Source organism: Sphingomonas sp. SP4, from assembly GCF_058313375.1.
In genome coordinates this window covers 1,533,332-1,551,798 of record NZ_JBZFLE010000001.1, presented here as the reverse complement: position 1 = coordinate 1,551,798, position 18,467 = coordinate 1,533,332, and the positions used below count along the sequence as shown (strand labels likewise).

Sequence of the window (18,467 nt, the reverse complement as noted above, 5' to 3'; positions counted from 1 at the left end):
GGACGCAACGACGCTGTGCAAGCGCTTGAAGCGAATGAGCAAAACTTTGCGCGTCCTGCATGTGATCAGCGGCCTGCACCTCGGCGGGGCCGAGACTTTGCTCTATCGGCTGGCGACGGCCTCCACACCGGACATCGAGCACGAGGTGATCTGCCTAGGTGACCGCCAGTGGTATAGCGCGCGTCTAGAAGAGCAGGGGGTGCGTGTTCACCACCTCGGGATGAGCTCGACAAACTTCGTTCCTGGACTGCTCAAGCTGCGCAAGTTGCTGCGACAGAGCGGAGCGGACGTCATCCAGTCCTGGCTTTATGTCGCCAATGTACTCAGCGGCTTCTGGGCGCGGCCCGCGGGATTGCCGGTTGTGTGGGGCATCCACGCTTCGACTTTCGAGCACATCGGGCGGGTGTCCCGCCTGTGTGCAAGGATGGGCGGACGGGAGTCGAAGCGCCTTGCGGACTTCATCATCAATTGCTCCGCCCGCTCCGCCGAGCTGCATCGGGAGCTTGGCTACGACGCCGTTCCGAACGCCGTGATCCACAACGGCTACGAGCCCGACACCTTCTTCCCCGACGACGTGGCACGGGCGGCCTTGCGTCGCGACCTGGGTGTGGAGGATCGCACGTTTCTGATCGGCAGCGTCGCTCGCTGGCATCCGCAAAAGGACATCCCGAACTTGCTTCGCGCGACGCAGTCGCTCCGGGCTCGCGGACTGCCTGTCGTTTGCATGCTGGTCGGAGGCGGGCTCGATAAGGACAATGCAGAGCTTGCGGCCGAGATTCGAGCGGCGGGGCGTGAGGATGCGGTGATCCTGGCGGGGGCTCAGACGAACGTCCGGGACTATTATCGTGCGCTGGACCTGCATGTCCTGGCCAGCAGCGGCAGCGAGGCTTTCCCCAACGTGGTCGCGGAGTCGATGCTCTGTGGGACGCCGAACGTCGTGACTGACGTGGGGGATGCCGCGCTGATGGCCGGAGCAAACGGCTGGGCTGTGCCGGCCCGAGATTCGGCTGCGCTCGCGGAAGCAATCGGCGATGCTCACGCTGAATGGGCCGGCGACAGACAGAGCTGGCAACAACGTCGCGCCGAGGCTAGGCGCAGCATCGCGGAGCGGTTCACCTTCGAACGGATGGTGAAAGCCTATCACGACGTCTGGCAGCGCGTGTCGGCGGGACGTTGATATTTCGCTATTCTCGACGCGCTACAAATTTAGCTTGATCTCCCTTCGCTACAAATGTAGCACGCTACAAATGTAGCATCAGCCGGGAAGCGCTGGCTGGAGAGGGGAGAGTTGGTTGATGTTCGCGTTGCGTTGGTTCCGGTTGGCTTTGATTACGAGCAGCGCCCTTGCGTCTCCGGCGATAGCTCAGACTTCCACTCCCACCGTAGATCCCAAGGCTCCGCCTGCTGCTGCACCTGCTGGGGCGGGAACGGCTAAGCGCGTCTACACGGCCGCCGACTTCGCCAGGTTTGTCCCGAAGACGGGCTACGACATGCTCGTCCAGGTACCTGGCTTTACGATCAAGTCCCCATCGCCGTCAGAGCTTGAGCGAGGCCTCGGACAGGCGACCGAAAACGTCCTGATCAATGGCCAGCGAATTGCGAACAAGACTGGCGGGGCGGTGGACCAGCTGCAGCGGACCCCTGCGACTAACGTCGATCGGATTGAGATCGTCGACGCCGCCAGCCTGGGCATCGCCGGCCTGTCCGGGCAGGTCGCCAACATCATTTTGAAAGCCGTGCAAACGACCAGCGGTCAGTTCGAGTGGCGTCCGGACTTCCGTGCTCACTATTCGAAGCCGAACTTGCTCGAGGGTTCGGTGAGCTACGGCGGCAAGGCCGGGCCGGTCGACTATGTACTGTCGGTCAAGAACGACGCCGGCCGCGGAGCCTTTGGCGGACCGATCATGATCTATGATGCGGACCACAAGCTCATCGAGCGCCGCAACGAAGTCTATCACTCGGAATCAAGCTTGCTGACGTTTCAGGGCAAGTTCCACCTCGATGGCCCAGGCTCTTCCTTCGGCAACCTCACCCTTGGCTACACGCCTTATTGGAGCCCCGTGCACATCACCGATAGCCGCTTCCTAGTCTCGGGTGACCGGGGCGGACGAACGACCGTTCAGAAGCTCGACGGCTGGTATTACGACGTCAACGGCGATTACGAATTCGCCCTCGGACCGGGCCGTCTGAAGCTTATCGGCCTTCAACACCGCGACCACGAGCCCGTGATCACCACCCAGGTCACTCACTACGACAGCATACCGCTTGATGACGGCGTTCGGTTCGATCGCGATTCGCACATCGGTGAGACGATCGGCCGCGCGGAATATAGCTGGAAGACGGGGAAGAACGATTGGCAGGTCTCGCTCGAGCGTGCCTACAACTTTCTCGACCAGAAGGGGCGGCTGTTCGTGCTGCAGCCCGATGACGAGTTCAAGGAAGTCGACTTTCCTCAGGGGACCGGACGGGTCGAGGAAGTTCGCTACGAGGCGATGACGACCTTCAGCCGGCCGCTGAACTCGAAGCTCGATTTCCAGGTTGCGGCGGGGGCGGAGATCTCGCGCCTCGATCGCACTGACGATGACCAGGACGCGCGCAATTTCTTCCGGCCGAAAGGCAGCATCATTCTGGGGTGGCATCCCGGGCCCAAATGGGACCTGAATCTAAAGCTCCGCCGCCAGGTGGGTCAGATCAGCTTCTACGATTTCCTCGCGCAGCCCAAGCTCACCGAGGATCGCGAAAATGCCGGCAATCCGGACCTGGTCCCGCCCCAGAGCTGGGAATTCGAAGGCGAAGTCGGCCGTGATTTCGGCAGCTGGGGAAAGACCCGCCTGCGGGCTTGGTTCTACAAGGTCAGCGACATCGTCGACGTCATCCCGCTCCCCGATCACACCGAAGGCATCGGCAACCTGCCGAGCGCGCGGCGTTATGGGTTCGAGAGCACGAGCACGATTAACTTCGATCCCCTCGGCTGGCAGGGCGCGAAGCTCGACATCCAGTTCGGGGCGGAGGACACGAGCGTCACGGATCCGCTTACGGGCGTAAAGCGGCCCATCAGCGGCGTCCAGGACCGCTGGGCCGACCTGAACCTAAGGCACGATATCCCTGGAACTCCGCTGGCTTGGGGCGGAGAGGCTTCGTACGCCCACTTCACCAAGAACTATTATCTGACCGAGGTCTACCGGAACTGGGAAGGCCCGTGGTTTGTCAGCGCCTACATCGAGCACAAGAATGTGTTCGGCATGAATGTGCGTGCGCAAGTCGGGAACATCTTCAATGCTCGCCACCGCTGGAGCCGCTGGGTCTACCTCGACTGGCGCGACACGAGCGGGGTCGATTTCTACCAGGTCAACAACCAGCTGATCGGCCCGATCTTCAGCCTTAAGGTCAAGGGCAACTTTTAGGGGGCGCTGCACCTCTGCTAGGGATTCCCTTCACTAGCGGAGGTGCAGTCATGCCGAAGATCGATGTTGATTCCATCGAACAGGTCAACCGGACTGGTTACCCGGCGCCGTTCGACAAGGATGTGCAGGGTCGATGGTATCGGAGGCTGGCGCCAGCGACCGGGCTGACCGACTTTGCCGCCAGCCATGTGGTGCTGAAACCTGGCGCATGGTCGTCGCAGCGTCATTGGCACAATGGCGAGGACGAGTTCCTCGTGATGCTCTCGGGCGAAGCGGTGCTGGTCGAGGACGACGGAGAGAAGGTCCTTCGCCCGGGTGATCTCGCCGTCTGGCCGAAAGGCAGCACGAACGGACATCATCTGCGCAATGAGAGCGACGCCGACTGCTCCTTTGTCGTTGTCGGCGGCGGCACCAATACCGGGGGCGGCTACTCCGACATCGACATGATGTTCACCGAGGATAGTCGCTACGTCAGGAAGGACGGGACCCCCTACGAGACCGCCACCCGCGTCAAATAATCAGGCGGCTTCGTATTGCTCGATCACCCAGGGCTCGTCCTGGGCCTTGTCGATCCACTCGGCGACGTGGGGGTGGGACAGCACGTTCTTCATGTAGACGCCCGCGAATGAGGGCACAGGTACCCCATAGGTGATGAAACGCGTCACGACGGGGGCGTACATCATGTCGGTTGCGCACCAGTCGCCAAACAGGAAGTCACCCGTTCCGCCGAACCGAGCGCGAGCCTGCGCCCACAGCTGGAGAATACGGTCGATCTCGTCGCGAACCTCGTCGGTGAGGTCCTTGGCCGGAAAGCTCTTGCGGACGTTCATTGGCAGCTCGCGCCGCAGGTTCGCGAAGCCTGAGTGCATTTCGGCCGCCATGGAGCGTGCCATGCCCCGCGCGTCCTCTGCCTCCGGCCAGTAAAGATCGCGACCGACGCGGTCGGCGAAGAACTCGATGATCGCCAGGCTGTCCCAGACGACGCAATCGCCGTCCCACAGGATCGGCACCTTTCCTAGCGACGGTGCGAATTCGTCGCCCTCGCGCCGCTTCTCCCAGTCGGCATCGAACATCGGGACGACATATTCCTCGAATTCCTCGCCCGACTGCTTCGTCGCGAGCCATCCGCGCATCGACCAGCTTGAATAGGCCCGGTTTCCGATGATCAACTTGAGCAAGTCGTCGCCCCTATGTGTTCGCCGCTTCGAGGATTGCGGTTCTTAACTCGGCGATGCCGCTACCTGTTTCACTCGAAGTCGTGAAGATCGTCGGATGCGAGGCAGGATGTTTCGCGGCCTCGATCATGGTCGCCTCGTAGAGTGCGCCAAGAGCGGTGGGCTTCACCTTGTCGCCCTTGGTGAGAACGAGATGATAGCTGACAGCCGCATCGTCGAGCATGCGCATCATCTCGCGATCGACCTCTTTGAGCCCGTGGCGGGAGTCGACCAGCACCAGTGCTCGCTTGAGCACTTGGCGGCCACGCAGGTAGTCGTTTACGAGGAACCGCCAGCGCTTCACCATGTCCTTGGGCGCTTCGGCGAAGCCGTAGCCGGGCATGTCCACCAGCCGCATCTGCTTCGGGTCGCCCACGTCGAAGAAGTTGAGCTCCTGCGTCCGGCCCGGCGTGTTCGACGTCCGAGCCAGGCCCTTACGGTTGGTGAGCGCATTGAGCAGCGAACTCTTGCCCACATTCGATCGGCCAGCGAAGGCAATCTCCGGAACGTCCGGGTCGGGCAGGAACTTCAAGTCCGGCGCGGACTTCAGGAACTCGATCGGGCCCGCAAACAGCTTGCGCGCTCGTTCCCCTAGTTCCTTGTCGCGTTCCTCGCTCATGTATGGACCGGATGAGTGTCCGACAGATGCAGGCCGTACTTGCGGTACAGCCACGACTGCTGCGCGATCGTCAGGACATTGTTGGTCAACCAGTAAAGCTGAAGCCCCGCGGCGAACGGCGCCATGATGAACACCAGGAACCACGGCATCAGTGCGAACACCTGGGCCTGCGCCGGATCCATCGGCTGCGGGTTCAGCTTCATCGAAAGCCACTGCGTCGCGCCAACCAGGATCGGGAGAACGCCGATCGCCAGGAATGCCGGCGGCGAGAAGTGCAGCAGGCCGAACAGGTTGACCGGCGTCAGCGGATCGGGCGCCGAAAGGTCCTTGATCCACAGGAAGAAGGGCTGGTGACGCATTTCGACCGAGACCAGCAGCACCTTGTAGAGTGCGTAGAAGATCGGAATCTGCAGCAGGATCGGTAGGCAGCCTGCCGCCGGATTGATCTTCTCCGTCTGGTAAAGCTTCAGGATCTCCTGCTGTTGGCGGGGCTTGTCGTCCTTGAAGCGCTCCTGGATGGCTTTCATCTTCGGCTGCAGCTTGCGCATCGCCGCCATCGACTGGAACTGCTTCTGCGCGATCGGGAAAAGGATCGCGCGCACGATCAGCGTCAGGCAAATGATCGCCAGGCCGAAGTTTCCGACTGCGTGGAACAGGAAGATCAGCAGCGCGAAGATCGGCCGCATGAAGAATTCGAACCAGCCCCAATCGATCGACTTGGAGAGCTTGGGAATGCCGGCCTGCTCATATTTGTCGAGCCAAGCCTTTTCCTTTGCTCCCGCGAACAGGCGCGTGTTCGTCGTCACGGTCTGCCCCGGCGCTACGGATACAGGCGCTGCGGCAAAATCGGCCTGGTAGCCGCCGCCTGAGGAGTGGCGGAAGTCCGCCGCAACGGTGCCGGCCGGGACAAGCGCCGTCAGCCAGTATTTATCAGTGAAACCCAGCCAACCGCTGACGTCCGCGAAGCTCTTGCTTCCGTCCTCGTCCAACGTCTTCCAGTTGATGTCGTAATCGGCCTTCCCGCCGAAAACACTGATCGGGCCCACATGGTTGGTCCAGGTCGACGGATCTGAGGACTGGGTTGCGCGGCTGACGAGTCCGATCGGCCGGAGCACAACGGGCTGTCCGGCGGCATTTGTCGCCTGCTGCTGGACAGTGAACAGATAGCCGTCATCGACCGCGATCCGCATTTGGTAGCGAATGCCGTCAGGCGTTTGGGTGGTCAGCGTCACCGGATGTCCGGGTGTCAGCGTCTGGCTGTCCGCCGTCCATATCGTGTTGAGGTCCGGCGCGGTCCCGCCCTGAGCAGTCCAGCCGAACTGAGCGATGTAAGCGCCGACCGTGCCCAGCGGCGAAAGGAGCCGTACGGGCGGACTGTCCTTGGCGATCGTCTGCTTCTGACGGACCAGCAGCAGGTCGTCGATCTGCGCGCCCTTGAGGTTGATCGATCCCTCGAGCGAAGGGGTGCGGATCTGCACGCGCGGCGTCGATGCCAGCACCTGCGCACGGTTCTGCAAGACCTTGGGAGCGGCAGGCGCAATCTGTGCCTCCGGCTTCGGCAACGGCTGCTGCTTGCCGTTCTCGATCTTCGTGCTCGGCGGATTCGCCGTCGGGAAATATTTGTTCGCCGCCCAAGTCCAACCGAGCAGCACAAGCGCGCTCAGCACAACGGCGAGGATCAGGTTCTTGCTATCGTTCACTTCTTATCGATCCTCACGGTACTGGGTCATGCCCCTGGCCGCCCCAGGGATGGCAGCGGCCGATGCGTTTCAACGCCATCCAGCCCCCGCGGGCGGCTCCATAGCGTTCAATTGCGGTAATGGCATAGGCCGAGCAGCTCGGCTGATAGCGGCAGCTCGGCGGAAGAATTTGCGATGGGCCCTTCTGCCAGGCCTTCGCGATCAAAATGAGGAGGCGCGCAATCATTTGCGCATGCCCTCCAGGGCATTCGCAAGCTCGTCGCGGAGGAGAGCAAAGTCTCGCTCAATTCCCTTCGCACGGCCGATCATGACGTGGTCCGCACCCGCGAAACCCTTTGCAGGGACGATCTCACGCGCAAGGGCACGAAAGCGCCGCTTCATTCGATTACGCACGACAGCGCCGCCGATCTTCTTGGTGACCGTGAAGCCCACGCGCATCGACGGGTCCGAATCCTTGCGGTCGCGGACAAGCAGGACGAAGCCGGGTGTAGCTGCGCGCCTGCCGCCATTGGCAGCAAGGAAGTCGGCGCGCTTCTTTAAGGTAGTTAGGCGCTGAGCTTCTTGCGGCCGCGCGCGCGGCGAGCATTCAGCACCTTGCGGCCGCCGACCGTCGCCATGCGGCTGCGGAACCCGTGCCGCCGCTTGCGGACCAGATTGCTCGGCTGGAAAGTGCGCTTCATCGCTCATGCCTCAAAATACTAAATGAAAAAGGGCCGCCCTAAGAGGCAGCCGCTGTCGTGCGCGCCGATAAGGGAAGGGAAGCGGGAAGTCAACGACCGGACAGCCGATCGACGAGCGAACTTCCGACATCTGCCTTCTCGACGAGGACTTCCGAATCGGATTGCTCGGCTTCGGATTTGCGGATCGCTTCACGCCGCTTGGCGGAGCGCCGCTGCAGCGCCCAGTCGGTCCAGCGACCGGCTTTTGGCTGCCAGCGCTTGAACTGCACATACCGCCGCTTCGCCCACATGCTTGTCTTGAGGACGAGGGCGAGGCCGATGCCGGCCACCACGATTCCGCCCGGGCCAGGGATCGCGCCCACCAGTGGTGAGACGATCAAGAGGACTAAGCCGACGGCGAACATCGTCCATTCGACCACTGGGTGATCGATAAACTTACGCCACTGGTCACGGGAGATCATGTGTATTGATGTGGCAATGCACCGGCCTTCGCGCAACCCGCTTGCGGCGATACGTCCCACCGCGCTACGTCCAGCACGCCGAGTTAGGGGGAATTCTGTTCGTATGTGAGCGTATGCGGGGTCGGGCCTGATGGTCGCGACCGTCGCCACTGTTGCGTATCTTGGCCTGGAAGCGCGCTCCGTTGAGGTGCAGGTCCAGCTTTCCGCCGGGCTGCCGGCCTTCATTATCGTTGGGCTGCCGGACAAAGCGGTAGCGGAAAGCCGTGAGCGGGTGCGAGCCGCGCTAGCCGCGATCGGACTTGCGCTGCCGCCGAAGCGGATCACAGTAAACCTGTCGCCCGCGGATCTCCCGAAGGAGGGATCGCATTATGACCTGCCGATCGCACTCGGCTTGCTCGCTGCAATCGGGGCCACAGATGCCGAGGCGCTCTCTCACTATGTCGCCGTTGGAGAGCTAAGCCTCGATGGCCGTATCGCGGGTTCGCCGGGCGTGTTGTTGGCGGCGATCCACGCCTCCTCCCTCGACAAAGGCCTGATCTGCCCCGCGGCGCAGGGAAGCGAGGCAGCCTGGGCGGGTGAGCTCGACGTCATCGCTGCGCCCGACCTGCTCGCGTTGCTCGCGCACTTGAAGGGGACGGCGCTGGTCGCTGCGCCGGCATCGGTCGAAGCGGAAGTTCAGGATCTTGGACCGGACTTGGCGCAGGTGAAGGGGCAGGAGGTAGCCAAGCGCGCGCTCGAAATAGCGGCTGCAGGTGGCCACAACCTCTTGATGAGCGGCCCGCCCGGTTCGGGGAAATCGCTGCTCGCCGCCTGCCTTCCCGGCATCTTGCCGCCCCTGCAACCCGCCGAAGCCCTTGAAGTGTCGATGGTCGCCTCCGTCGCTGGCGAGCTGGGTGGCGGCAAGATCCGCCGCCAACGGCCATTCCGCTCACCGCACCATAGCGCTTCTATGCCGGCGCTCGTCGGAGGAGGACTGCGCGTTCGTCCCGGAGAGATCAGTCTTGCCCACCTCGGCGTGCTATTCCTCGACGAGCTGCCGGAGTTTCAACGCTCTGTCCTCGATTCCCTGCGTCAGCCTCTGGAGACAGGCAATGTCAGTGTAGCTCGCGCCAACACGCATGTGACATTCCCAGCCCGGGTACAGCTGGTCGCGGCAATGAACCCATGCCGTTGCGGTCATCTCGGTGACCCGGCGCTGGCGTGCAGCAGGGCGCCCAAGTGCGCCGCCGACTATCAGGCACGCGTCTCCGGCCCATTGCTCGACCGCATCGACTTGCACGTCGAAGTGCCGGGCGTTTCAGCCGCCGACCTGACCTTGCCGCCGCCGGCGGAGGGCAGCGTCGAAGTGGGGCGCCGGGTCGCAGTAGCGCGCGACATCCAGGCCAAACGCTACAACGGCCACGGACCGCGGACGAATGCCGAGGCTGACGGAGAAATACTCGATCAGGTCGCGACGCCCGACGAGCCGGGCCGGAAGTTGCTTGCCGATGCTGCAGCGGCAATGCGCCTGTCGGCGCGAGGCTTTCACCGCATCCTTCGCGTCTCACGCACAATCGCCGACCTCGCAGGCTCTGAGCAAGTTGGCCGTATCCACGTCGCCGAAGCGCTCAGTTATCGCCGGCAGGCGCCCCGCAACTAAGAAGTTGCGTTCGTTACGGCTCTAGTTAGCATCTGATCGTCAACAGGGAGGGGACCCAAGATGAATCCGAATATGTCGCCAATCGATTGGGCCAAAAGGCCGGTTCACAAATACGCCGACTTTTCCGGGCGAGCATCGCGAGCCGAATATTGGTGGTTCTTTCTCGCAGTGCTGGTTCTCTACATGGTCGCCAGGATTATCGAGAGCATTCTTGGCATCGGTCAGATGATCGCCGGCCTTTACGGACCACTGACAATTCTCGTCAGCCTGGGGCTTCTGGTCCCGTCGATCGCGGCCGGCGTCCGGAGGCTTCACGATACAAATCGAAGCGGCTGGTGGCTGCTGGCCTGTGTCGTGCCCTATGTGATCGGAATGATTCTCGGCGGTGCGGCGCTCATGGGCGGTGCGGCAGGGGCAGCGCCGACCGCGGGACTGGGGCTCGCGAGCCTGTTCCTCCTGGTTGGCGGCGTCATGGGGATCGTGCTTCTAATCTTCTACGTTCTACCGGGCACGCCAGGCGAAAACCGCTACGGTCCCACCCCCTATGGATCCGATGGTGTGGCTGTCGCCGCCGAGTGAATGATTGGGTGGGCGCCTCACGAGGCGCCCACTCTTCAGTCCTTGTCTTCGCGATGCAGCACGGCGTTGACCACTTGCCGGGCCGTGTCTCGGATTACGTGGCTGGCGTCATCGTCCTTGGCCATCGACAGCATGAACTTCTTGGCTTCCTTGAAGGTGATGTGCGGCGGTAGCGGGGCGATCTCCGGATCGGTTTTCACCTCGAGGACGACTGGCCCATCGGCCGATAGCGCTTCTTGCCAGGCCGCCGAAAGATCCTCCGGCTTGTCGATGAAGATGCCTTTTAGGCCAATCAGCTCCGCGAACTGCGAATAGCGGACGTCGGGAATGTCCTGGCTCGCGTCGTAGCGAGGGTTGCCGTTCATCACGCGCTGTTCCCAAGTCACCTCGTTGAGGTCCTCATTGTTGAAGACGCAGGTGACGAGCCGTTTGTCCGGCCAGCGATCCTTATATTTCGCGATGGTGATCAGCTCGGCCATGTTATTCATCTGCATGGCGCCATCGCCAACTAGCGCGACAACCGGCCGGTCGGGGTGCGCGAACTTGGCGCCGATGGCGTAAGGCACGGCCGCACCCATCGAAGCCAGCCCGCCGGACAGCGAAGCCATTTGCCCGCGCTTCACGCGATAGTCGCGCGCGTACCAGTTCGCGCAGGAGCCGCTGTCGCTGGTAACGATCGCGTTCTCCGGCAGGTGAGGGGACATTTCCCAGACCACCCGCTGCGGATTCACCGGGTGAGCCGCTGTCTTGGCGCGGGCCTCCAACGTCTCCCACCAGTCACCCATCCCTTTCTCGATCTCGTTGAGCCAGGCGCGGTCGCTTTTCTGCCGCAGCAGCGGCAGCAGAAGCCGGAGCGTTTCCGCGGCGTCGCCCTGCAAGTTCACTTCGCACGGATAGCGAAGCGAAAGCATTGCAGGCTCGATGTCGATTTGGACCGCGCGAGCCGCGTCGTCGTTCGGCAGAAACTCCGACCAAGGAAAGCCGCTGCCGATAATGAGCAAAGTGTCGCAGCCGTTCATCATGTCTGAGCTGGGACGAGTGCCAAGCAGACCGATCGAGCCTGTTACGAATGGAAGATCGTCCGGGAGTACGGTCTTCCCGAGCAGTGCCTTCGCGACACCGGCGCCAAGTTTTTTGGCGACCTCGATGACTTCCTCTACCGCACCGACAGCGCCGGCGCCGATTAGGATAGCAGGCTTGGAGCCGGCGTTGAGCACGTCCGCAGCCCGGCGCAGGTCCTCTTCCGCCGGAACGACGACCGGTGGCGAATAGCCCGATCCGGATCGCGTAAAGCCGTGCGCCCGCCGCGGTCCTTCGAAAGCCTGCTCCTGAACGTCCTTCGGGATGATCACGACGGAAGGCGCGCGCCTCGCAAGCGCCAGGCGGATGGCCCTGTCGAGGACGTGCGGCACCTGCGCCGGGTGCGTCACTTCCTGAACATATTCGGCGACGTCGGCAAACACGCGGTCCAGGTTGAGTTCCTGCTGATAACTCCCACCGCGTACAGTCGCTTCGGCCTGCCCGCAGATTGCCAGCACCGGCATGTGATCGAGCTTGGCATCGTACAGCCCGGTGATCAGGTGCGTCGCGCCCGGGCCGCCGGTGGCAAGACAAACTCCCAGCTCGCCGCCGAACTTCGCGTCCGCGACTGCCATGAACGCAGCCATTTCTTCGTGCCGCGGCTGGATGAAGTCGATCTCGCCGTCGCGCTGGATGGCGCCGATGACGCCGTTGATGCCGTCGCCCGAATAGCCAAAGATCCGTTTGACGCCCCAGTCCTTCAGTCGCTGAACGAAGAAGTCCGCTGTCTTCATGGCTGCACCGGCTCGCTGTGGATAGGATGACAACGCCAGCGACTGTTCACGGGTCCGTGAACTCTTCGGTAGGCGTCTGCAAACATCATCCGTAACCGAAAATTAAACGCGCGCGCCTATCTCGGCGCGGGTCTGCTCGGGTCGCGTATGCAGGGGGCTGTGATGTTCTTGTTCCAATCGGCGTTCTACACGCTTCGCAAATATGCCGACTTCAAGGGCCGCGCGTCGCGGTCTGAATTCTGGTGCTTCTTTGCTTTCGTGATCATCGTTCAGGCGGTCACCGGTTTCGTCGGCGCGCTGTTTCGCTTTGGACCGTCGCTCGCGGGCTTCGTCGGGCTTTTGCTGATCATCCCGCAGATCGCCGTCGCCGTTCGCCGCCTGCACGACCTCGGACGCAGCGGCCGGGAGCTTCTGGTCCCGTGCCTCATGCTGTTGGCGGCCCCGCTGCTCTATTCCTACGGGGGCGTCCTTCCGCGTATCGTTGCTCTCGGTTGGGCCGGTCTCACCCTGCTGGCGTTTGCCAATTTGCTCCTGCTCTTCCTCAAGGAGGGCAAGCAGATCCCGAACCGCTACGGCTCGAGCCCGACAGCCTTCTCGTTCGCGCGCTGAGCGAGACTGTTGCCCGAACGGAGCAGGTCGCCTAGCTAAGACCGCGCGTGCCCCTGTGGCGGAATGGTAGACGCGCTCGACTCAAAATCGAGTTCCTAACCGGAGTGTCCGTTCGAGTCGGACCAGGGGCACCATTATCCGGCTAAGTTTGCAGACCTTGGGCGACCTGTCAGACCGCCCGCGGCCTTATTCACCCAGCTTTTCCTCCGTACTCGGCTCTTGGCCCGCCCTGTAGCGCGGTTTCGGCTGCGGAAGCAGGAAGAAGGCTACGGAAACCAGGGCGACCGCGACGCCAACACGGGGAGCCAGGACAGCAATCGGAACAGCCGCAATCTGGATGAGCGTGGCGCTGCCGTAACGCCGTGTCATTTGCCGCAGGAAGTCGGGCGCGAGCCGTTCGTCCATCACTCTACGGCCGGGCATTCCGTAGAACCACTTTCCCATCCAGGTGCAGGCGGTCAGCGCGAGACCCGCAGCAAGAGTTACTGATGCGATCGGCTCAAAGCGCGTGCCGATATGAAAGCACCAGACGCGGATTGGGTATGGAATGACCACAATTGCCAGCAGGAACAGCAGGTTGATCGCGCTGAACCAGTGATCGCTTTTGGCGTAGATGCGACCCGAATAATGGTGCTGAAGCCAGTAGGCGCCGATCACGACGTAGCAAAGAACGAGCGCGAGATGTTCGCGCCACTGCTCGGCCATCGCCTTGGCGAGATCATTATAGCCGTGCGGCCCATCGGGTGATCCGGGCACCTTGATCTCGACGATCAGGAGCGTGAGTGCGATTGCGAAAACTGCATCGCTGAACCCTTCAAAGCGGCTGAGGCCGCGCTCCGCTCCGTAGGTCTTCCCGTGGGGATCTTGGGCCATGGTCAGCAAACACGCACCGCAATCCAAGGTTGCTAATGCTGAAACTTGCGCGGCGCCCAGCGTAACCCTTCCACAAAGCAGATATCGAACCCACGCTGGGGTGAGTGTCCGCATGGCGGTAATCACGTCGCCCCTCAGCCAAGGCAAATTGGCCTCATCGGAGATCGGAAGCATTGCATGGTTCTGCTAGCGGGCTTCGCGCGGTGGCGATATGCTCCCTGATATGGACGCGCGTACCCGCAAGCATCAGCAGACCGATGAAGAGTCCGATGAGGCTCGGGTGCTCGCCGAGACGATCACCGTCAAACGGGACCGTTTGCTCGCATCCCTGACGCTCATCGCAGGTATCGGCCTGATCGTTGGTCTTCCGTTCGCCCTTCGGATGGGTGCCGAGTTCTTCATGCCAGTCACGGCCGCGCTCGTTGTGGCGATCGCACTTGTGCCCGCACTGGAATGGTTCGAGCGGCGGGGAATTCCCTCGAAGGCCTCGGCGGGACTTTGCGTGCTCATCTTCTTGATGCTGGCGCTGTTCGCCATTGGGTCGATTGTCGTCCCCGCCACGGACTGGGTGCATGATGTACCCAACAAGATTCCGAAAGTGAGAGCGGCGCTCGAACCGGTCTTCGACCTCTACAAGAATCTCGACCGCTTCATCGAGAAGACGTCTGCGCAGATCGCCCTTTCGCGCGGCCCGCAGCGGACTGTCCAGGTCGAGACGCCCAATTCGATGCTCGGTTTACTCACAAGCTCCGCGCCGCACCTGCTGATCCAGCTCTTCTTCTCACTCTTGGTGATCTTCTTCTTCCTCGCCGGCTGGACCGCCATGCGGAAGAAGACGATCGTTAGCCGTGGCAGCTTCGAGGGCGCACTAACGACGGCACGCGTCATTCAGCAGGTCGTCGACGCCACTTCGACCTATCTCGGCACGATCACGCTCATCAACGTCGGGCTGGGCGCGCTAACCGCGGGCGCGCTGTGGATGCTCGGAATGCCGTCGCCGATCATGTGGGGCGGCATTGTCGCGGTGGCGAATTACATCCCGTATCTTGGGCCGATCGTCTGCGCGCTGCTGCTCTTCCTCGGCGGCTTGATGACCTATCCGGACATCTGGGGCGCTTTGTGGCCGCCCGCGGCATTCATCTCGTTCCACCTGATCGAGGCGAATTTCTTCACGCCCATGGTGGTTGGGCATCGGCTTACGATCAGCCCGCTGTCGATCCTGATCTCACTGTCCTTCTGGGCCTGGGTATGGGGAACGACGGGTGCGCTTCTGGCCGTGCCGCTGCTGATCATCATGAAGACTATCTTCTCCGCTGCGGGCACGCCCGACATCGCCGGCTTCCTGTTCGAGCACGGAACGCTGACCCACATCGGTGACCTTGACGAGGAAGAAGTGGAAGATCGGCAGGAAATACAACCTGCAATGGTTGACACCCAGAGGCCCTCCTCCTAGGTCGCCGCCACGCCAAAAACGCGGGTGTAGCTCAGTTGGTTAGAGCGCCGGCCTGTCACGCCGGAGGTCGCGGGTTCGAGCCCCGTCACTCGCGCCACTTTTCACATGTGGTTCGTCTGGATTAGACCCTGCGCTAATGCGTGGGGACGCTTCCGCTTATGCCGCACTCGGGCTTGATCCAGGAGCGGATTCCGCTGCGATCGATCGCGCCTACAAGCGGCTGATCAAGCGACATCACCCGGATCTTGAGGGCGGAGACAGCTCCAGGGCTGCCGAAATCAATCGTGCTTATCGTGAACTGCGGGGCCGATCGGCTGTGAGCGACCCGCTGATCATGCCAGACGACCAGGTCAACGGGACGGGGCGCGCCTGGGTCTGGGCAGCGATCATCATGATTGCTGGGTTGTTCATTCTGTTGTTCGCCACAGGGCCGGTGGGGGCACTCATTCAAGAATTGGCGCCGAAGGAAGTGCGGCCACTCATTGGCCGACCGCCGAGCGCCAAAACGAACGATCCGATGGATCAGCCAATTCATGGCGCCGCCGTAGATTTGGCCGTGCAGAATGCGACGCACCTAGTGAGAGCGCGCAATGAGAGTGGGATTCTCAGTGCCAGTGGTGATTGTCAGGCGACCTTCCGGCAACAGCCAAGTCTTGAGCAACTCGATCGCTGCGCCGCGTTCGATGATGCGGTGGTGCAATTGCAGGACCGGGATCCCAGCTGGGATGGCGGGCCGTTTAGCCAGCTATCGGTCTCCCGACGTCAGTGGAATGCGGCGTCAGCGCTGTCGAGCGACTACCTGGCCGTGGATGGAAGGCTCGACCGGATCCGCTTGCAGGTCGAGCTCGCTCTGGCGGCGCCAAAGCAGCCTCCCGAGACGGATCCGATTAGTGCTGGCCGGTCTGAGGACCCGGAGCCGCGGTAGCGGGTGCTTGCGCTTTGCCGAGCGGCGCCTGGTTTTCGGCCACCGTATCGCCTGAAAGCGCCCACTTCAGATTGTCCGACGTTGCGAACTTCTGCGTGTAGTCCTCATGCTTCACCTCGTCGGAAGCCTTGCGAGCGGCGAGGTTAAAGCGAACTGCGACGCGCTTGTCGCCTCGCATGGACGGTGCGAGCTTGATCGCCTCGGCACCCGGGATGTCCTTGATCGCCTGAGCAACGCTGGAGGGCGTGTTAGCTGTGATGTGCACCGCGGCGAGGGCCGCGGAGCGAAGCGCACGCGCATTGGGCTCGGTGCCGACATAGGACTTCACGAAAGCCCCCGGCTGGCCCCATGAACCGGCCCAGCGATAAAAGATGTGTGCGCCAACGACCGTACTCTTGGCCAGGGTCGAGGCCCAGTAGGGCACGACATAATCGGCGTGATAGTGAGTGGCGTAACCGACGGGCGCGTAGACGAAGCCGGAGAGTGCAGCTTCGGCAATGCGAGAGGCCCGCTTCCAACCCTCGGCGTCCGGCTGGCGATTCATCGACCCGTCGCAAGTGAAGGTGAACTGGCACCCGGTCGGGCGGGTGGATCCCTGATAGACGACGCCGCAGACGCTACCCGGGAAGGCGGGATGGCGGACACGGTTGAGCACCACCTGTGCCACCGCACGCTCGCCGTTATCGTCTTGACTTCCAGCTTCGTAATAGACGGCATTCGTCAGGCACTCGAGCGCCTGCGCCCGGTCGTTGCTGCCGCCCTTGAACACGAATGATTTCGCGGCTGGGTTCGGACCCCGTGCGATCGGGATTTCTTGGTTGACCTGCAGGGCCTGCTCAGGCGCCAGTTTGCGAATGAGCAATGGAGGCGGAGCAGGCGGTGCCGCCTCTGGCGCGGTGCGTGTCAGGTCAGGCGAAGAAGAAACAGCCGCACCGCCGAGAGCGGCCGCAACTGCGAAACTAAGAACGCCGACGCCGATCGTCTCTCGCGGATAAGCGCGCCAGATCGCTTCCGCGCGCACCTTCACGCGCGCAACGTTCCGGCGCAGCCCGTCGAGCGGGCGAGAGAGTGTCAGCGCTTCAGCCATTCAATACTGATATACCTACGTAATACAGTTATTTCAATTACGAGGCTGAGAAGCCCCCCGAAACGAGCCCGTTTCCATCCATCTTATCAATGGTTTCAAAGGGATGATCCAGGCTATTCCCATAAAGAGATAGTATGGCGCCTGTGCCAGTACAGGCCATTTGCCGACGACCGGGGCCAGACTTGCGACGAATGCCGCCCAGCCGACAATCAGAACGAGGATGAGCCCGATACCGACGAGCTTGCGCGAGGAGGGCTCTGCCATTCGGCGCCTATAGCTCAGAGGATCCGACGAGTCTCAGGGCGCTTTTGGAGCCGCAGCGAAGGGGTTATCAACGGCAAGAAAGGTGAGCATCCCTTGACGACGCGTACGATCGGCACAGCGCAAATCCTTACCGGCACAGCGGCGGCGCTGGCCATGCTGTACTTCCTGCGCGGTATCCTGATCCCCTTCGTGATTGCCTTCGTGCTCACCGTACTGGTCAGCGCGCTGGTCCGCTTCATTCAGAACCGCTGGCGAAAAGCGCCGCCATGGGCGGTCGCGGCGCTGGCGGGGCTCGTGGTGATATTCTGCGCAGCCGCCGGACTATTCGTCATGGTCCAAGGCACCGTGCAGATCGTGAGCGAAGGCCCATTGCTTGCCCATCGCATCGACCAGATCATCGTCGACGCGGGCCGGTCGCTCCATCTTGAGCGGGAGGTCCATCTGAGCACGATTGTAGGAAGCATCAGCATTCCTGAAATCGCGGGCTCCGTTGCGTCTGGCCTCCAGGGCTTCGCCGCAGGACTGCTGCTGATGATCGTCTATTTCGGCTTCATGCTCGCCGGGCGACGGCGCATCAGCCAGAAGATCGATGTGGCCGCGGGCTCCTCGAAGCGGGCCGCTCAGATCAAAGGTGTCGTCAGCCGTGCGGCAACGGACATCGAAACCTACGTCTGGGTTCAGACCGTCACCGGGGTCATGCTTACCCTGGCAGCGGTCATCGTGATGATGGCCGTTGGATTGAACAACATCCTCTTCTGGACAGTGCTCTTCTTCCTGCTGACGTTCATCCCAAACATCGGAATTACCATTGGTTCGATCCTGCCCAGCCTGTTCGCGCTGATTCAGTTCCCCACCTATTGGCAAGCTGTAGCCATCTTCGTCGTCACGCAGATTGCCGCGACGATTGTCGGCAACTTCATCTACCCGCGAATGCAGGCTGAGACGCAAAACATCGATCCAGTGGTGACGTTGCTCGCGCTGGCATTCTGGACCGTGCTTTGGGGCATTGCAGGGGCCTTTTTGGCCGTTCCGCTGACCCTTATGTCGATGATGGTATTCGCGCAGTTCGAAAGCACGCGTTGGGTTGCCGCCCTTCTGTCAAACGACGGCAACCCTGTGTTCCGCAAGCCCCACGGGGCTTAGCCC

At 62.2% G+C, this 18,467-nt stretch carries 19 protein-coding genes, 2 tRNA genes and 1 pseudogene; 11 read left to right on the top strand and 11 right to left on the bottom strand.

The genetic code is table 11. The annotated features are described in order from the left end of the window. The first annotated feature begins 34 nt into the window (after positions 1-34). The 3 genes from AC4GYV_RS07930 (at position 35) to AC4GYV_RS07920 (ending at position 3,922) form a co-directional block, all read left to right on the top strand. Positions 35-1,177, top strand: coding sequence for a glycosyltransferase (locus AC4GYV_RS07930; protein ID WP_491100107.1), 1,143 nt, complete (start codon positions 35-37; stop codon positions 1,175-1,177). 118 nt (positions 1,178-1,295) lie between these two features. Next, entirely contained in the window at positions 1,296-3,404 is a 2,109-nt protein-coding gene (locus tag AC4GYV_RS07925; protein WP_491100105.1) for a TonB-dependent receptor plug domain-containing protein, read from the top strand. A gap of 50 nt (positions 3,405-3,454) precedes the next feature. Next, entirely contained in the window at positions 3,455-3,922 is a 468-nt protein-coding gene (locus AC4GYV_RS07920; protein WP_491100104.1) for a cupin domain-containing protein, read from the top strand. On the opposite strand, the gene AC4GYV_RS07915 is transcribed toward AC4GYV_RS07920, so the two are convergent. From AC4GYV_RS07915 to AC4GYV_RS07885, 7 genes and pseudogenes are all read right to left on the bottom strand, one after another. Then, the gene (locus AC4GYV_RS07915; protein WP_491100103.1) at positions 3,923-4,582 is read right to left on the bottom strand and encodes a glutathione S-transferase family protein; all 660 of its coding nucleotides are present in this window, start codon (positions 4,580-4,582) and stop codon (positions 3,923-3,925) included. 10 nt (positions 4,583-4,592) lie between these two features. Then, complete coding sequence (gene yihA / locus AC4GYV_RS07910) at positions 4,593-5,237, bottom strand: ribosome biogenesis GTP-binding protein YihA/YsxC (protein WP_491100102.1); 645 nt, start codon at positions 5,235-5,237, stop codon at positions 4,593-4,595. After that, positions 5,234-6,937 (bottom strand): membrane protein insertase YidC, encoded by a 1,704-nt coding sequence (gene yidC / locus AC4GYV_RS07905; protein WP_491100101.1) that lies wholly within the window; start codon positions 6,935-6,937, stop codon positions 5,234-5,236. The genes yihA and yidC overlap by 4 nt, the downstream gene beginning before the upstream one ends. A gap of 13 nt (positions 6,938-6,950) precedes the next feature. Beyond that, positions 6,951-7,163, bottom strand: coding sequence for a membrane protein insertion efficiency factor YidD (gene yidD / locus AC4GYV_RS07900; RefSeq protein ID WP_491100100.1), 213 nt, complete (start codon positions 7,161-7,163; stop codon positions 6,951-6,953). Further along, positions 7,160-7,468: pseudogene (gene rnpA / locus AC4GYV_RS07895) on the bottom strand (ribonuclease P protein component); the annotation flags it as partial. The pseudogene rnpA and the gene yidD, both read right to left, overlap by 4 nt. 14 nt (positions 7,469-7,482) lie before the next feature. Further along, entirely contained in the window at positions 7,483-7,617 is a 135-nt protein-coding gene (gene rpmH / locus AC4GYV_RS07890; protein WP_037504084.1) for a 50S ribosomal protein L34, read from the bottom strand. A gap of 89 nt (positions 7,618-7,706) precedes the next feature. After that, on the bottom strand, positions 7,707-8,078 hold the full coding sequence (locus AC4GYV_RS07885; RefSeq protein WP_491100099.1) for a hypothetical protein: 372 nt from the start codon (positions 8,076-8,078) through the stop codon (positions 7,707-7,709). 130 nt (positions 8,079-8,208) lie between these two features. Between AC4GYV_RS07885 and AC4GYV_RS07880 the strand changes: the two genes are divergently transcribed. Then, positions 8,209-9,717, top strand: a complete 1,509-nt coding sequence (locus AC4GYV_RS07880; protein ID WP_491100098.1) for a YifB family Mg chelatase-like AAA ATPase — start codon at positions 8,209-8,211, stop codon at positions 9,715-9,717. A 60-nt stretch (positions 9,718-9,777) separates the two neighbouring features. Further along, positions 9,778-10,296: a DUF805 domain-containing protein gene (locus tag AC4GYV_RS07875; protein ID WP_491100097.1), complete on the top strand. Its 519-nt coding sequence runs from the start codon at positions 9,778-9,780 to the stop codon at positions 10,294-10,296. A gap of 35 nt (positions 10,297-10,331) precedes the next feature. Here the strand turns inward: AC4GYV_RS07875 and AC4GYV_RS07870 are convergent, their stop codons facing one another. Further along, positions 10,332-12,110 (bottom strand): thiamine pyrophosphate-requiring protein, encoded by a 1,779-nt coding sequence (locus tag AC4GYV_RS07870; RefSeq protein WP_491100096.1) that lies wholly within the window; start codon positions 12,108-12,110, stop codon positions 10,332-10,334. A 162-nt stretch (positions 12,111-12,272) separates the two neighbouring features. Here AC4GYV_RS07870 and AC4GYV_RS07865 point away from each other — a divergent pair, with 162 nt between their 5' ends. Both AC4GYV_RS07865 and AC4GYV_RS07860 read left to right on the top strand, forming a co-directional pair. Then, positions 12,273-12,719, top strand: coding sequence for a DUF805 domain-containing protein (locus tag AC4GYV_RS07865; RefSeq protein ID WP_491100095.1), 447 nt, complete (start codon positions 12,273-12,275; stop codon positions 12,717-12,719). Between the two features lie 49 nt (positions 12,720-12,768). Beyond that, positions 12,769-12,853: transfer RNA gene (locus AC4GYV_RS07860), tRNA-Leu, on the top strand. A 52-nt stretch (positions 12,854-12,905) separates the two neighbouring features. Here the strand turns inward: AC4GYV_RS07860 and AC4GYV_RS07855 are convergent. Further along, complete coding sequence (locus AC4GYV_RS07855) at positions 12,906-13,592, bottom strand: TMEM175 family protein (protein ID WP_491100094.1); 687 nt, start codon at positions 13,590-13,592, stop codon at positions 12,906-12,908. 223 nt (positions 13,593-13,815) lie between these two features. Here AC4GYV_RS07855 and AC4GYV_RS07850 point away from each other — a divergent pair, with 223 nt between their 5' ends. The 3 genes from AC4GYV_RS07850 (at position 13,816) to AC4GYV_RS07840 (ending at position 15,970) form a co-directional block, all read left to right on the top strand. Beyond that, on the top strand, positions 13,816-15,045 hold the full coding sequence (locus tag AC4GYV_RS07850) for an AI-2E family transporter (RefSeq protein WP_491100093.1): 1,230 nt from the start codon (positions 13,816-13,818) through the stop codon (positions 15,043-15,045). A 20-nt stretch (positions 15,046-15,065) separates the two neighbouring features. Continuing rightward, positions 15,066-15,142: transfer RNA gene (locus AC4GYV_RS07845), tRNA-Asp, on the top strand. A 39-nt stretch (positions 15,143-15,181) separates the two neighbouring features. Continuing rightward, on the top strand, positions 15,182-15,970 hold the full coding sequence (locus AC4GYV_RS07840) for a J domain-containing protein (protein WP_491100092.1): 789 nt from the start codon (positions 15,182-15,184) through the stop codon (positions 15,968-15,970). Here AC4GYV_RS07840 and AC4GYV_RS07835 read toward each other — a convergent pair. Together AC4GYV_RS07835 and AC4GYV_RS07830 are read right to left on the bottom strand one after the other, a co-directional pair. Further along, a complete protein-coding gene (locus AC4GYV_RS07835) occupies positions 15,933-17,057 on the bottom strand; it encodes a cell wall hydrolase (protein ID WP_491100091.1) in 1,125 nt (374 codons plus the stop codon). The two genes, AC4GYV_RS07840 and AC4GYV_RS07835, sit on opposite strands and share 38 nt — an antisense overlap. A 33-nt stretch (positions 17,058-17,090) precedes the next feature. Further along, the gene (locus tag AC4GYV_RS07830) at positions 17,091-17,321 is read right to left on the bottom strand and encodes a DUF2842 domain-containing protein (protein WP_491100090.1); all 231 of its coding nucleotides are present in this window, start codon (positions 17,319-17,321) and stop codon (positions 17,091-17,093) included. A 93-nt stretch (positions 17,322-17,414) separates the two neighbouring features. Between AC4GYV_RS07830 and AC4GYV_RS07825 the strand changes: the two genes are divergently transcribed. After that, a complete protein-coding gene (locus tag AC4GYV_RS07825; protein WP_491100089.1) occupies positions 17,415-18,464 on the top strand; it encodes an AI-2E family transporter in 1,050 nt (349 codons plus the stop codon). The last annotated feature ends 3 nt before the right edge of the window (positions 18,465-18,467 follow it).